The following is a 15,048-nucleotide window of genomic DNA, read 5'->3' as shown; positions in this document are numbered from 1 at the left end:
AAATTAGTCAAAACCATTCTTTTGCACGTTCCAAGCGGGGCGGGTCATGTGGATAAAATTATTTAAGAAAGAAATAAAATACGTGTTGAAAGAATACTCTCCAATAGCCAAGGGTTATCGCAATATTGAGAATTGGCAAAGTGTATAATGATGCCTTTGCACGCTTCATAAGCATAAAAATGGTGGTAGATAATGGATTTATACTTTTCGCGATTATTATTGAGAGATTGTCTTGGATGCACCGAGAGATATTAGGAGTATTTCTTTCATAAGATATCGATAATAGGAAAAATTTCAAAAAATGTTGCTTTTGATTAAGAGGGGCATATCCCTTACGTAATATAGAACGCCATTGTGTTGCATATTTGCGGGGTTGTTTAAAAGAGGCATCTCGCAATATTCCAAAGCCCATTTCGTGCCGGCACTCGTGAATGGTATAATGGTAGAGCTTTATAAGATAAAATCTATTGAGCGCCACTATCTTTACGCTTGTGAAGGAGTAAGCTGGTTCCAATGTTAGTTATGATAGCTCTTGGCATTTGAGAGCATTCAGAAGGGATATTTTTCTTTTCGTAATCATTTTTACTTATACATCAATTTCGCTTGTGATGAACAAGCAAGCGATTTTGATTGATTCAACATAAAAACAGATTTGAAATAAGAGAATTTTACGATATTTAGAATGCTTGATGCAGAGTGAATGATGGATAATTATCCTTATAAATCAATCTATTGCATAATAAAAACATTCAATTAATTTTTTATAGGAGGCATGTATTAAGTTTCTTGAATTGGACGGCGTTTTGCGATAGGATATTGATTTTTTTTAGCGATACGCGTAATTGCTTTTTCCAATGGCTCAATCATAACGTCCATAGAAAAACCATTTGCGTGAATAATATTTGCGTGATCGACCATAATAGCAACATGATCTTTCCAAAAAATTAAATCACCTCGTTGAAGTTTATCAGTATCTGTAAGAAGACTGCCTATAGTTTCTTGCTGCATATCGGTATCACGTAAGACTATTTGATCGGTCATCATCATAGAGAGCTGAATGAGTCCCGAACAATCAATTCCAAAACCGCTGACACCACCCCAAAGATAAGGTGTACGGATAAAGGTTTCTGCAACTGTGACATAATCTTCATATACGCGTCCAATGGGGCTGAGATGGCTCGTAATGATTGCTGTTCCATTTTCAAGAATAGAATACATTGTGTCACGGACTTCAATTTCATCAACAACACTGACTTTGCTTCCCATAGATAATGGGGATACTATTGGTCCACGTAAGTCAGCGTGTAAATATTTAAATGTGCGTGGTACTGAAACCACATGTGTTTGTTTTATGGTTGATGTACAAAGAACTTTTGTATCAATATAACCGACATAACCATCTTTGAGTGATTGTCCCCACGACAATGTTTCCCCTTGTTCAAAAATGAGAAGTTCTTCTCCCAATAAGCATTCTGTTTGTCTTTCACTTTTTTTACTATTTTCTTTAAAAAGTCCAGCGACCGCTGTATTAACACGTCTTTTTTCACCTTGAACAAAGCGTTGAGCTGTAATTTCTGTTTCAAGACGTTGATCTGCTAGATCATCTCTGAATGCATGAAGTCTTGGGTCTTTAGAGATCATCTTTTTGCTTTCCATTTTGTTACTCCTTACCTTTAAACAAACTCATGAAAACTGTATTGGTAAGGTTTTTATCCTCAAACAAAACTAAGAACACAGTGTAAGACCAATTATTCTTTAAGCTGCAAAATTGTCCATTTTTGTGGATATTTGTGTCAAAATTCATTTTTTAAAAATATTATAAAGGGCACGAATAGTTTGTGCTGATCCACCAATAGGGTATCCTGGTTTTTCTTTTGGAACCCATCCATAAAGGTCAAAATGCGCAAAATGTTCAGCTTTTTCAACAAAAGAATTAAGAAATAAAGCAGCCGTTATAGAACCAGCAAAGCTATTTCCAGTTACATTGTTAAGATCGGCAATTGGTGATGATAACATCTCTTGGTAAGGTTTCCAAAGGGGCATTTGCCAAAGAGGATCAAAGACAGCGTGAGCAGATTCAGAAATTTGTTGTGCCCATATTGAATCATTACAATAAAATGCGGGAAGATCTGGTCCTAATGCTATACGCGCTGCCCCTGTTAAAGTAGCCATACAAAGCATGAATTGTGGACTTTCTTCATCACCATAGGCGAGTGCATCGGCAAGGACAAGGCGCCCTTCAGCATCTGTATTACCTACTTCAACACTTAAACCTTTACGACTTTTAAGAATATCACCTGGTCGGTAAGCATTCGCAGAAATTGCATTTTCTACAGCTGGAATCAAAACGCGTAAACGGAAAGGCAATTTTGCATCCATGATAAGTTTAGCCAATCCCAAAACGTTTGCTCCACCCCCCATGTCTTTTTTCATAAGCAACATGTTATTGGCTGATTTAATATCGAGGCCTCCAGTATCAAAAGTTACGCCTTTGCCCACCAACGTTATTTTAGGATGATGTTCTTGCCCCCAGAGTAACTCAATCAGTCGTGGTGCAGTGCTGCCTGCTCGTCCTACAGCATGAATCATCGGAAAGTTATGGGTTAAGAGATCGTCTCCACAAATACTTTTGATATGAGCACCATAGGTTTTTCCTAGTTTTCGAGCTTCTTTTTCGAGAGTATCAGGGTTCATATCATTGGCTGGAATATTAATGAGATCACGGACGAAAAAGACAGCTTCATAAATTCGTTGGAGTTCATTAAGATCAATAGCCTCATTGACATGGATAGATAATGATTTGAAAGAAGAATTTTGACGATAGCGATTAAATTGATAGCTACCGAATGCTAATCCAAGATAGGTATTTATTTCATCAGAGGTTGTACCTTCTAAATGCCATTGACCAGCAGGAAGTTTTTGAGCAAGAACTCCTGTGATAAAAGGATCGTTACCATTGCCAATTCCAAATAAAACTTTTTTTAAATGCCCCGTTTCGTGAGGAATAAAGAGTATTTGTCCCGCTTTACCAGTAAAGTCATTAACTTTTATCCATGCTGTTGTTGACGCATCAAGTGATAAGTTGGCAAGAGTTCTTTGGTTTACCAAGATGATAGGGCAACTGTTATCGATACGTGTTGAGGTAAAATGAATGTGGTGGTGCTGCATAGTTATGAGATCCTTATAGTCGTCTAAGTGCGACATATTCGACCAAATGATTTTTTCCCTTTCGTAGAATGAGATTGGACCGTGGTCGTGTTGGCAATATATTTTCCTGTAAATTTTTTAAATTAATCGTTTGCCAAAGATCCTCAGCGATTTTTGAAGCTTCTTTTTCATTGAGATGGGCATAACGATGAAAATAGGATTCAGGATTTTGAAAAGCTGTTTTACGCAAACGTTTAAAGCGCTCCAAATACCAGTGACGAATGACTTCTGTTTCAGCATCGACATAGATTGAAAAATCAAAAAAATCTGATACGAAAGGAATAGCTTTTCCATCTTTAGGAAGATCACTGACCTGTAATACATTAATACCTTCAACAATTAAAATATCAGGACGATCAATGGTAATAGTCTGATTTTCTAGAACATCATAGATCATATGTGAGTAAAGCGGGGCACGGACATTTCCGATACCTGCTTTTATAGCCGAAAGAAAGCACAGCAACTTTTTAATGTCATAGGAATCAGGAAATCCTTTGCGATTCATTCGATTTTTTTGCTGTAAGATTGCGTTAGGATAGAGAAAACCATCCGTTGTGATTAGATCAACTTTAAGGCTAGATGTCCATCTTTTCAACAGTTCTTGAAGAATGCGAGCCGTGGTTGATTTTCCTACAGCTACAGAACCAGCAATTCCAATAATAAAGGGCGTTTTTCTACTCTCTTCTTGATGGAGAAACTGCTGACGTTTGTGAAAAAGTTCCTGTACTGCTTCAACATGGCATGATAATAGACGCGATAAAGAAAGATAAATGCGTTGGACTTCTTTAAGATCAATAGGATCATCAATAGAGCGTAAACGCTTAATTTCATCAAAAGTCAAAGTAAGAGGTGTGTCTGCACGAAACTCTGACCATTCTTGTGCAGTAAAAACGCGATAGGGTGAATATCGGTCAGAAACGGATTTGATCAGATTATCTTTCTGATTAATTTTTTGTATAGTCGTATCAATCATTTGTATTGGTCGAGAATTTTTTGCAGCAGCAATTGATTTAAGAGTAGACAGATGAGCGGCTTCATTTTCAAGTAAATTTTGTTTTGCATGCTCTCTTCTTTTAAGATAGTAGATCATTTTTCATTAACTTATAGTCCAGTCATTCCAGTTTGCACGGATTTGTGCTAATGAGTGCCCTTGCGCCAAAAAAGTCCATAAAAGTAGACGCGCTTTTACGGCTGATAAATAACCAGACATGAGAGCACCAGAAGCAATCATATCGATTTCGGAGCCTTTATAGCCATAAGTTATACGAGTTGTTGAGCCATTACAACAACGACTAGCAATAATGATTGGTATTTTTTGTGCATATTGTTGTACAAGGTCTGCTTCTTGAAAACTACAGTGTCCTGCACCAAAACCAGCAATAACAACTCCAGCATAATACCCACTTTCAAGGCATAGTTTCATTAATTTTGCATCAGATGATAAAGAGGAATAGAGGAGTGCAATTTGATGATCATGGTTTTGGGGAAGATCAAACGTTTTTGGGAAAAATTTTCGATCATTGAAATAAATAAGTTTTCCCTCTAAAATAGTTCCTAAAACACCTGCAAGACCTGATTGAAATGTTTCGACTTTGACGGTATGGCTTTTATAGAGCCAATAAGGTGAATGAATTGCATCATTTATGACAACGAGAACGCCCCTGTTACGACTTTGTGTGGCTGCTGCGACACGAGTGGCTGCTAAAATGTTGACGGGGCCATCGGCGCCTGCTTCATGAGGCATGCGCATAGCACCGGTTATGATGAGTGGTTCGGCTTCTTTCCAATAAAGAGAAAGAAAAAAAGCTGTTTCTTCCAGAGTATCAGTCCCTTGTGTTAAAACAATACCTTCTGCACCAGCGTTTATTTGTTGTTTTGCCCACTTAATTATTTCAAAAAGCATTTGAAACGATAAAGATCCACTTGGTATTTGCATCAATGTTTGTGCATGAATATCAGCAACGTTATTTAAATCAGGAACACTTTTTATGAGGTTATCTGAAGTTAAAGTCGGTTGCATGTGACCAAAACTATCAGCAGTCATTGCAATTGTTCCACCTAAGGTCCCTATGGCTATTTTTTTCATAATTTTCCTCTAAAAAGCACAAACTGTTTATATAAAGCTATTTAGCAGTAATTTACATTGACAACAATGATATCATTTTTCCATTTTCAACAAATTGAGTTATGCTGAATCATTGTGTTTTGCTGTATATGTTCTTAAATAGGACAATAGTAATTGAGTTTTACATTGTATGAAAAGAAATCAATATTAAAAAGTAAAGTTAATATTAAGGAGTTTCCTTATGACAGAACATAAGCCAGACATAATGTATGGTACAACAATTATTACGGTACGAAAAGGTGGAAAAGTCGTGATGGCCGGTGATGGTCAGGTCTCTCTTGGACAGACAATTATGAAAGGCAATGCACGTAAAGTGCGTCGTCTTGGAAAGAACGGAGTGGTTATTGCTGGTTTTGCAGGTGCTACGGCAGATGCTTTTACATTACTGGAGAGATTGGAAACAAAGCTTGAACAATATCCTGATCAGCTTATGCGTGCTTGTGTGGAACTTGCAAAAGATTGGAGAACAGATCGCTATTTGCGTCGTCTCGAAGCAATGATGCTCGTGGCTGATAAGAAAGTAACTTTGGCTCTAACAGGGCTTGGTGATGTCTTAGAGCCAGAAGATGGGGTTATGGCAATTGGCTCTGGAGGAAATTTTGCTCTTTCAGCAGCGCGTGCACTCATGGATTTGGATTTGGATGCAGAAACTATTGCTCGTAAAGCTATGACTATTGCCGCTAAAATTTGTGTTTACACCAATGATCATTTTACGATTGAAACATTGGATGCAGAATTATCTTCTTTAGAGAAAGCTATTTAAATGTGTGTTGTATTTTCCCCTCGTGAGACTGTTTCTGAACTTGATCGTTTTATTATTGGCCAAAATGATGCCAAACGCTCTGTAGCTATTGCATTGCGCAATCGGTGGCGTAGGCAACAGCTTGATGAGCCGATGCGTGAAGAAGTTATGCCAAAAAATATTTTAATGATAGGGCCAACAGGAGTTGGTAAAACTGGTATTGCACGTCGATTAGCAAAACTTTCTGGAGCACCCTTCGTTAAAGTAGAAGCGACTAAATTTACTGAAGTTGGTTATGTGGGACGTGATGTTGAGCAAATTATTCGAGATCTTGTTGAAATTGCCATTTCTCTTGTGCGTGAAAAGAAACGGGATGAAATAAAAGAAAAGGCTCACGTGAATGCTGAAGAGCGCGTTTTAGACGCCCTTGTTGGTAAAACAGCAAGTCCTGCTACCCGTGATAGTTTTCGTAAAAAATTGCGTGAAGGTGAATTGGATGAGAAAGAGATTGAAATTGAAGTCGCCGATAATAATAGCAATAGTGCTTCAACCTTTGATATTCCTGGTATGCCTGGGGCACAAATGGGTATTATGAATTTATCAGATATTTTGGGCAAAATGGGCAGTCGTACAAAAGTCCGTAAGACGACAGTAAAGGATTCTTTTAAACCGCTCATTGATGATGAATCTGAAAAACTCCTTGATCAGGAGCAAATTATTCAAGAGGCGCTTCGTGTTGCTGAAAATGACGGTATTGTTTTTATCGACGAAATTGATAAAATTGCAACCAGGGATGGTGGAGCAAGTGTTGCGGTTTCGCGTGAGGGCGTTCAACGGGATCTTTTGCCTTTGGTTGAAGGAACAACAATTGCTACAAAATATGGGCAAATCAAAACAGATCATATTCTTTTTATTGCCTCAGGTGCATTTCATGTTTCCAAGCCATCTGATTTATTACCGGAACTTCAAGGACGTTTGCCCATCCGTGTGGAGCTGAACCCTTTAACAAGGGAAGATTTACGGCGCATTCTAACGGAACCAGAAGCTAGTTTGATTAAACAATATATCGCTCTTATGGCAACGGAAGAGGTTCATTTGGAAATTACCGATGATGCAATTGATGCTTTAGCAGATATTGCTGTAGATTTAAATGCAAGGATTGAAAATATAGGGGCACGTCGTTTGCAAACAGTGATGGAGCGCGTTTTGGATGAGATTTCTTTCACTGCACCTGATAAAGCTGGAACATCGTTTAAAATTGATGCTGCTTATGTGAGAAAATCTATTGGCGAGCTTGCTGCTGATATCGATCTTTCACGTTTTATTCTTTGAAAGTTATTGCTTGTTCTGTTTATCTGCGTGCTTCGATAATTTTGAAACCATGGGCTTGTTCATGTATCAACACTGTGCGGAAAATATTTTTTAATAATGTTTCATAAGGCAGGTGGCGGTTTGCAACAAAAAGCAGACTGCCGCTTGGCTTTAAGCACTTTGCAGCATTTATAATAAAATTTTTTCCTAATGAAACATCTGTTGTTTGTTGTGTGTGAAACGGTGGATTTGAAATGATTGTGTCATATAGATTTGTGACAGGTTCATGTACAAGGTCATGCCAATAAAAATGAATTGGAAAAGGAGCTGTTATGGATTTAAGGTGCTGTTTTGCTGCTCTCAAAGCATTGTAGTCTGCTTCATAAAGGTCGAGAGCGGTGAGTTTTTCACTTCTTTCAAGCGCAACGTGAGAAAGATAACCCCATCCAGCACCAAAATCAGCCGTTTTTCCAGAAATAATTTTGAGCATATAAGAAGCAAGCGCAGCAGATCCTGGATCAATACGTCCGTGTGAGAACATACCAGAAGTGGTTTGAAATTTACCAAAAGTGAGCGGTGGTGAGCGCAATTGCGCAATGTTATGTCTCTCAATTTGTTGAGGAACTTGCAACCAAAATACAAGACCATGATTTTTAGACAATTTATTGGTGATGGGAACAATTGTTTTGACCCATTTCATCATTGAAGCAGCACCAGCAGTTTTATCCCCACTAATTACAATCCATCTATTGGGTTTAACGCATTCTAATAAATCAAGAAAACAATTTTGGTTCAAACCACGATATTTGCTCAAATGTAAAAATGCACCATCATAGCTGAAAGTTTTATCTATTTGAGGAGAGCAGTGAAATTGAGTATCGACAAATTTTAAAAAATCTGGTCGCCAAGGCGTAATAACTTTTAAATTTTGTGCCCATTCTGGAGCTGGGATTTCTGTTAAACCAAAACTTAGCCAACACTGGTTTGGATCAGGATACGGGAGTTCATGATTTTCAAAAGGCAAAAATAATAACACATATGACTCTTTCAAAGAAAAATGCCACTCCAATGTTGGGATGGCATTTCATGATACGATAAGAGGAAAAACTTACTCTTCTTTCTTACGGCGGCGCTTATTTTCAGGTTGTTTTTTTTCATCCACGCACTTTTCTTCATTCATCGCTTTATCACCGGTGATTTCCTTTCCGGTTGTTTGATCAACGACCTTCATTGATAACCGAACTTTTCCACGCTCATCAAAGCCCATTAATTTAACCCAAACTTTGTCACCTTCTTTTACAATATCTGTTGTTTTGGTGACGCGTTCTGATGCAAGCTGAGAGATATGAACGAGTCCATCACGAGAACCAAAGAAGTTTATAAATGCACCAAATTCTGCAGTTTTTACAACTGTTCCTTGGTAGATAGCACCAACTTCAGGCTCATCGACAATAGAATGGATCCAACGTTTTGCTGCTTCAATGGTTTTAGCATCAGCAGAAGCAATTTTAATGGTACCATCATCTTCAATATTAATTTTTGCTCCAGTTTGTTCCACGATTTCCCGAATAACTTTACCACCAGAGCCGATAACATCACGGATTTTATCGACAGAAATATTCATAACTTCGATTCGTGGAGAAAATTCACTCAGCTCAGCACGTGCACTGGTTAAAGCTTTCGCCATCTCATTAAGGATATGGATTCGTCCACCTTTGGCTTGTTCAAGCGCGATTTTCATAATCTCTTCGGTAATACCATCAATTTTGATATCCATTTGCAAGGCAGTAATACCATTTTCTGTTCCTGCGACTTTAAAATCCATATCTCCAAGATGATCTTCATCCCCTAAAATATCAGAAAGAACAGCAAAGCGTTCTCCTTCTTTAATCAAGCCCATAGCAATACCAGCAACAGGGCGTGCTAGAGGAACACCAGCATCCATAAGAGCAAGTGAGGTTCCACAAACCGTTGCCATAGAAGAAGAGCCATTGGATTCAGTGATTTCTGAGACAGCACGAATGGTATAAGGAAAAGATTCTTTCGTTGGTAACATGGGGTGAATTGCCCGCCATGCCAATTTGCCATGTCCAATTTCACGACGACCTGGAGAACCAAGGCGTCCCGTTTCACCCACTGAAAATGGTGGAAAATTGTAATGGAGAAGGAATGTTTCCTTATACATTCCTGTCAAAGAATCAACATATTGTTCATCTTCACCAGTTCCCAATGTTGCAACGACAATCGCTTGTGTTTCTCCGCGGGTAAAGAGTGCTGATCCATGTGTGCGGGGTAAAATACTTACTTCTGATTGGATAGGGCGTACGGTAGAAAGATTGCGTCCATCAATCCGCTTTTGGGTATCAAGAATGTTTCCGCGAACAATTTTTGCTTGCAACTGTTTAAATACGGTTGCAATTTGATCTGCACTAAATTGACAGTCTTTTTCTGGTTCTGGCATAAATTTATTGAGGATTTCTGTCTTTAGTGCATCAATTGCAGCATAACGTTCTTGCTTATCAGTAATTGTGTAAGCCTTTCGTATATCCTGTTCTGCCATTTTCTGCATCGCTTTTTCAAGCTCAGAAAGATCTTCAGGAACAAAATCACGAGGATCTTTTGCAGCAACTTCAGCAAGCTTTATAATGGCATCAAGGACAGGTTGAAGGCCTTTGTGACCAAACATTACGGCCCCCAACATGATATCTTCCGGTAATTCTTGTGCTTCTGATTCAACCATCAAAACAGCACTTTCTGTTCCAGCAACAACAAGATCAAGTTTTGATTCAGGCATTTCATCGATATGAGGATTAAGAATATATTGTCCATTACAATAGCCAACGCGGGCACCGGCTATAGGCCCCATGAAAGGAACACCTGACAGGGTCAATGCCGCAGAAGATGCAATCATCGCAAGGATATCGGGATTGTTTTCGAGATCATGCTGTATAACGGAAACAATAACTTGTGTATCATTTTTATATCCCTCAACGAAAAGGGGACGAATTGGGCGATCAATCAAACGTGAAACCAAAGTTTCATTTTCACTTGGTCGACTTTCACGTTTTAAATAGCCCCCAGGTATTCGACCAACAGCATAGGATTTTTCTTGATAATTAACGGTGAGTGGAAAAAAGTCCTGGTCTGGTTTTGGGATTTTGGCCGATACAACGGTAGCTAAGACAATCGTTTCTCCATAGGTAGCAATCACTGCACCATCAGCTTGACGCGCTATTTTCCCTGTTTCAAGGGTGAGCGGACGCCCGGCCCATTCAATTTCTATCTTGTGCGTTTTGAACATTTTTTATCCTTAATGACCAGTGTTTAAATCTTTGATTGCTCACATTCTGGTTTTGCGTAGCATACTTCCAAGATCTGGGGTGGACAACATACTTTTTATCTTTGTTGCAAGAAAAGAGAAGTAAACTGCTTAAATGCGAAACGATGAGCAGTTCTATCCCATAATAACTTATCAGTTTTTAAAATTTTTAATTAAAAGCAACACGTTGAAAAAATGGGTGTTTTTTTAATACCACTTCCATTTTTCTTTTAGCGACGCAAACCTAACTTCTTTATAAGTGTCTGATAACGATTTTGGTCAACTCCTTTAAGATAATCAAGAAGACGCCGACGTTGAGATACCATCTTCAAAAGACCACGACGAGAATGATTATCTTTTTTGTGAGATTTAAAGTGGTTTGTTAAATTAGAAATACGTTCAGAAAGTACAGCAATTTGCACTTCTGGTGATCCTGTATCACCAACTTTGTTTGCGTATTCTGCGACAAGAGCTTTTTTACGTTCAGCTGTAATCGACATCGTATTATCCTTTCCAAAAACGAAGAAACATAAAGCCACCCATAGCCGAGATGTCGTTCAGCAAGGGTCTGTGAGAAAACAGGAAAAGTCGAAGACTCTTACCTATTTTCGTTCTTATATAGGAAAGAAGGTTAAAATACTAGTCCTTGACAGCATTTTGAAGTCTTTCTTTAAATAAAAGCTTTTGTTTTGAAATATTGATTTAAATAGAGTTTTATGAGAAGTGTTTTAAACAATTATGCATCCTTTTGATACAAAGATTATGAGTGTGTGTGAGTGGTAACAAAAGTGATAAATAGCGTTGGAGGGAAAAGATGCAGAGCATTTCAACATTAAAACTTTTTCGTAATTCGGTATTTCGAAATTTATGGTCATCTACTCTTATTTCTAATTTAGGGGGGCTGATACAAGCTGTTGGAGCAGGGTGGTTAATGGCGTTGATTAGTTCTTCGCATTCCATGGTTGGGCTAGTTCAAAGTGCCACAACATTACCACTTGTTATGTTTTCTTTGATGGCAGGGGCATTAGCTGATAATTTTAATCGGCGTCAAATTATGTTGTGTGTACAGATTATGATGATGGTCATATCGATGAGTTTATCTGTTTTAGCCTATATGGGATTTCTAACACCTTGGCTTTTGTTATGTTTTACGTTTTTGATTGGATGTGGCACAGCTTTTTATAATCCTTCTTGGCAAGCAACGATAGGAGATATTGTGAGCAGGGAAAATATTCCTGCTGCTGTTAGTTTGAATAGTGTCGGCTTTAATTTGATGCGGAGTGTTGGTCCTGCGATTGGTGGTGCCATCATTGCAACTTTAGGGGCATCGGCTGCTTTTTTGTTTAATGCTATAAGCTATATTCCTCTTATTGGTGCGTTGTTTTTCTGGAAGTCGAATTATGAAAACAACTCATTGCCACGAGAAAGGCTGTTAGGAGCTGTCTCAGATGGTTTGCGTTATGTTGCGATGTCACCTAATCTCTTAAGTATTATGGTTCGAGCGTTCCTTTTTGGTATAGGAGCAACTTCTATTTTAGCACTTTTGCCAATTGTTGCGCATAAAGTTCTTGGAGGAAGTGCCCTTCTTTATGGTACATTGCTCGGTTGTTTTGGGTTAGGAGCCATGACAGCAGGTATTATTAATGCAGTTGTACGGCATCATTTTCGTTCAGAAACAATTATTGCAAGTGCATTTATTGGTTTCGCCTTTTCTTGCTTTTTATTGGGAATCAGTCGTTCACTGATTATAAGCCATATTGCTTTATTTCCTGCAGGGTTATGTTGGGTTTTGGCCTTATCATTGTTTAATACATCTGTACAACTCTCTACACCACGCTGGGTTGTTGCACGTTCTTTAGCTCTTTATCAAACGGCATCTGCCGGGGGGATGGCTATTGGAAGTGCAATCTGGGGAGGTTTAGCTGATGGTTATTCTCCAACAATTGCTTTGAGCGTTTGTTCTTTATTCTTGATTTTTGGTGCTCTTGCAGGGGTAAAATTTAGAATTCAAGAAATTCCTCAGATAGATTTAAATCCTCTTGATCATTTTAGAGAGCCGGAATTATTACTCGACCTCAAAGCAAGAAGTGGCCCGATTATGATAATGATCGATTATAAAATTCATGAAAATGATCTTGAAGAGTTTCTCAAAGTGATGACGCGTCGACGCCATATTCGATTACGTGATGGTGCGCGTCAGTGGGTTCTTTTACGAGATCTTGAAAGACCTGAATATTGGACAGAGGCTTATCATATGCCAACATGGGTAGATTATTTACGCCATAATCATCGTCGCACAAAAGCGGATGCAGAAGTCAATAAGCGTCTGCGTCATTTAAATTGTGCTCCTAACGGTATAAGAGTGCACCGTATGATTGAACGCCAAACAATACCTCAAGCCAATGAGATGCTTTTAAAAGTTTCCTCTGATCATCTCCCTTAGGGTTAAAACAGTTTTTGTAAATATTACATATATTAATATTATTTCGATCAATTTGTTAGCGTAATCATAAAAAAATTGCTGTTTCAATATTTAATGAATTGATTTATAATGGTTATTTTTCATTTTTCATGTTGAGTGATAGATTCTGAAAATCTTAAGCTTTTCTCGTTTCAAATCTATTTAGAGTAAATCAGTCCATATCTTTGCTTGTACATTATAAACGAGGACTAAAGTATGAGTAAAAAACGATTGAAAAAGAAATAAAAAGCCTTTTATGAATCCTTTAAATGCAAGGATTATTGCGACATTAAGAGGAAAAAGTGTGTGGTGGTGTTAGCTTATAGCACTGACTTAAATTTTGATATGAATACGGTAAATATAGACAATGAAAAGCACCATATTTTTCTTAATTGATAGAGAAAAATATCTTTCCGCAAAAGGTGGTTGGGAAAAGAATCGATTAAATTGTGAAAATCCGCTTTGGTTTAAATAGACCTTTGTCGAGAGTGCCAATAGCAAGAAGTTGTTCCTTATAGAGGACACAAATTTCCTCTTCATCAAGAGGTGCTTTGTGATGATTCAAGAGGATAGAATGGCCTCTTATAATTCTCTGTGCTTGAGTTTCATTAAGGATATAGTGAGGGAGGCAATCCAATGCGGCGCTTGTGTCAATTAAGAGCCCATCGAGTGTTGAGAAGTTTTTTTCAAAAGAACGATTATTCTCATCTGTAGTGTTTTTATTTGGCGGAATGGCCGCTTTTAGTTCCTCCCATGTAATGAGATCTTCTTCATCAAAAGGTGCGACGGCAATACGTCTTAAATCAGCAATATGCCCATAGCAACCGAGATCACGTCCCATATCGCGTGCTAAAGAGCGCACATAAGTTCCTTTTCCGCAGGTTATTTCAAAGATAGAATGCTCTTTGGTAGGCATTTCTAATAACTTGAAAGTTTCTATTTCCACTTCACGGGGCGGAATGTCAACAACTTCCCCTTCACGCGCTAAATCATAGGCACGATTTCCAGCAATTTTGATTGCTGAAAATTGTGGAGGTGTTTGCAAAATAACACCTGTATATTGAGGAAGAAGAGCAAGTATTTCTTCTTGTGTTGGACGTATGAGAGAAGTTTTCGTTATTTCTCCTTCTAAATCATCTGTTGAGCGCTCTTGCCCCCAAGCAATATGAAAACGGTAAGTTTTTTTGCCTTGCATCACGTAAGGGACGGTTTTGGTTGCTTCGCCCAATGCAATGGGAAGGAGACCAGAAGCAAGAGGATCAAGTGTACCCGCATGTCCTGCCTTTTGAGCATGGAAGAGCCATTTGATTTGTGAGACAGCTTCTGTTGATTTCATTCCTTTTGGTTTATCAAATATGACCCAGCCAGAAACAGGACGCCCTTTTTTCTTGTGTTGCCGCGCCATATCTTTAATCCTCATCTGTATCACTATGGTGAAGATCGCGTGCAACCTCAGGCGAGCGAAGGAGGGCATCAATTTTTGAAAAATTATCAAAGCTATTATCAAGTCGGAAACGCAGTTCTGGCATATATTTCATTTGTCGCAACGCATGACTGATTTCTCCACGGAGAAAACGACTATGTTTATTGAGGGTATCAACAACATCGGTATGAGAAGCATTTTTAAGAGTACTGAGAGGTGATACAAAGCAAGTAGCAATTTTTAAATCTGGTGACATGCGTACTTCAGAGACAGAAATAACAATATCTTTCAAGACATCATCAAGCAAAATATCACGCTGTAATATATGCGCTATTGCATGACGTACTTGCTCTGCTACTCTAAGTTGCCGTTGTGATGGCCCTGCATTTTTCATCAAAGTTTTATCCCTGCTACAAGATCTCTTTTTTGACCATTTAGATAAGGAAAAAGAGATATTGTG

The 15,048-nt window shown here is 38.3% G+C and carries 12 protein-coding genes; 3 read left to right on the top strand and 9 right to left on the bottom strand.

The features are described 5' to 3' along the window. Window positions 1-777 precede the first annotated feature (777 nt). The 4 genes from ACFINX_RS02990 to ACFINX_RS02975 all read right to left on the bottom strand — a co-directional run bounded on the left by ACFINX_RS02990 (window position 778) and on the right by ACFINX_RS02975 (window position 5,293). Complete coding sequence (locus ACFINX_RS02990; protein WP_375611871.1) at window positions 778-1,641, bottom strand: NlpC/P60 family protein; 864 nt, start codon at window positions 1,639-1,641, stop codon at window positions 778-780. Window positions 1,642-1,800: 159 nt separating this feature from the next. Continuing rightward, window positions 1,801-3,168, bottom strand: coding sequence for a M17 family metallopeptidase (locus ACFINX_RS02985; protein ID WP_375668330.1), 1,368 nt, complete (start codon window positions 3,166-3,168; stop codon window positions 1,801-1,803). Between the two features lie 13 nt (window positions 3,169-3,181). Continuing rightward, complete coding sequence (gene coaA, locus ACFINX_RS02980; protein ID WP_375627680.1) at window positions 3,182-4,180, bottom strand: type I pantothenate kinase; 999 nt, start codon at window positions 4,178-4,180, stop codon at window positions 3,182-3,184. A gap of 123 nt (window positions 4,181-4,303) precedes the next feature. Continuing rightward, window positions 4,304-5,293, bottom strand: coding sequence for an asparaginase (locus ACFINX_RS02975; protein WP_375668318.1), 990 nt, complete (start codon window positions 5,291-5,293; stop codon window positions 4,304-4,306). A gap of 220 nt (window positions 5,294-5,513) precedes the next feature. Between ACFINX_RS02975 and hslV the strand changes: the two genes are divergently transcribed. Together hslV and hslU are read left to right on the top strand one after the other, a co-directional pair. After that, a complete protein-coding gene (gene hslV, locus ACFINX_RS02970; RefSeq protein ID WP_120121701.1) occupies window positions 5,514-6,095 on the top strand; it encodes an ATP-dependent protease subunit HslV in 582 nt (193 codons plus the stop codon). Continuing rightward, window positions 6,096-7,406 carry an ATP-dependent protease ATPase subunit HslU gene (gene hslU / locus ACFINX_RS02965; protein WP_375611822.1) on the top strand — a complete coding sequence of 437 codons (1,311 nt, stop codon included), beginning with the start codon at window positions 6,096-6,098 and terminating at the stop codon, window positions 7,404-7,406. A 19-nt stretch (window positions 7,407-7,425) separates the two neighbouring features. On the opposite strand, the gene ACFINX_RS02960 is transcribed toward hslU, so the two are convergent. The 3 genes from ACFINX_RS02960 to rpsO all read right to left on the bottom strand — a co-directional run bounded on the left by ACFINX_RS02960 (window position 7,426) and on the right by rpsO (window position 11,204). Further along, window positions 7,426-8,421 carry a class I SAM-dependent methyltransferase gene (locus tag ACFINX_RS02960; protein WP_375668317.1) on the bottom strand — a complete coding sequence of 332 codons (996 nt, stop codon included), beginning with the start codon at window positions 8,419-8,421 and terminating at the stop codon, window positions 7,426-7,428. A 72-nt stretch (window positions 8,422-8,493) separates the two neighbouring features. Then, a complete protein-coding gene (gene pnp / locus ACFINX_RS02955; RefSeq protein ID WP_375630006.1) occupies window positions 8,494-10,686 on the bottom strand; it encodes a polyribonucleotide nucleotidyltransferase in 2,193 nt (730 codons plus the stop codon). A 248-nt stretch (window positions 10,687-10,934) separates the two neighbouring features. After that, the gene (gene rpsO, locus ACFINX_RS02950) at window positions 10,935-11,204 is read right to left on the bottom strand and encodes a 30S ribosomal protein S15 (protein WP_375611819.1); all 270 of its coding nucleotides are present in this window, start codon (window positions 11,202-11,204) and stop codon (window positions 10,935-10,937) included. Between the two features lie 314 nt (window positions 11,205-11,518). On the opposite strand from rpsO, the gene ACFINX_RS02945 reads away from it, so the two are divergent. Next, the gene (locus ACFINX_RS02945; RefSeq protein ID WP_375611818.1) at window positions 11,519-13,147 is read left to right on the top strand and encodes an MFS transporter; all 1,629 of its coding nucleotides are present in this window, start codon (window positions 11,519-11,521) and stop codon (window positions 13,145-13,147) included. 460 nt (window positions 13,148-13,607) lie between these two features. Here ACFINX_RS02945 and truB read toward each other — a convergent pair whose 3' ends face one another. Beyond that, window positions 13,608-14,570 carry a tRNA pseudouridine(55) synthase TruB gene (truB, locus tag ACFINX_RS02940; protein ID WP_375611817.1) on the bottom strand — a complete coding sequence of 321 codons (963 nt, stop codon included), beginning with the start codon at window positions 14,568-14,570 and terminating at the stop codon, window positions 13,608-13,610. A gap of 4 nt (window positions 14,571-14,574) precedes the next feature. Beyond that, on the bottom strand, window positions 14,575-14,982 hold the full coding sequence (rbfA, locus tag ACFINX_RS02935; protein ID WP_375611816.1) for a 30S ribosome-binding factor RbfA: 408 nt from the start codon (window positions 14,980-14,982) through the stop codon (window positions 14,575-14,577). Window positions 14,983-15,048: the final 66 nt, after the last annotated feature.

This window comes from Bartonella sp. AP36NXGY (assembly GCF_042195865.1).
Classification (GTDB): Bacteria; Pseudomonadota; Alphaproteobacteria; order Rhizobiales; family Rhizobiaceae; genus Bartonella.
This window is presented reverse-complemented; position numbering and strand designations above follow the sequence as displayed.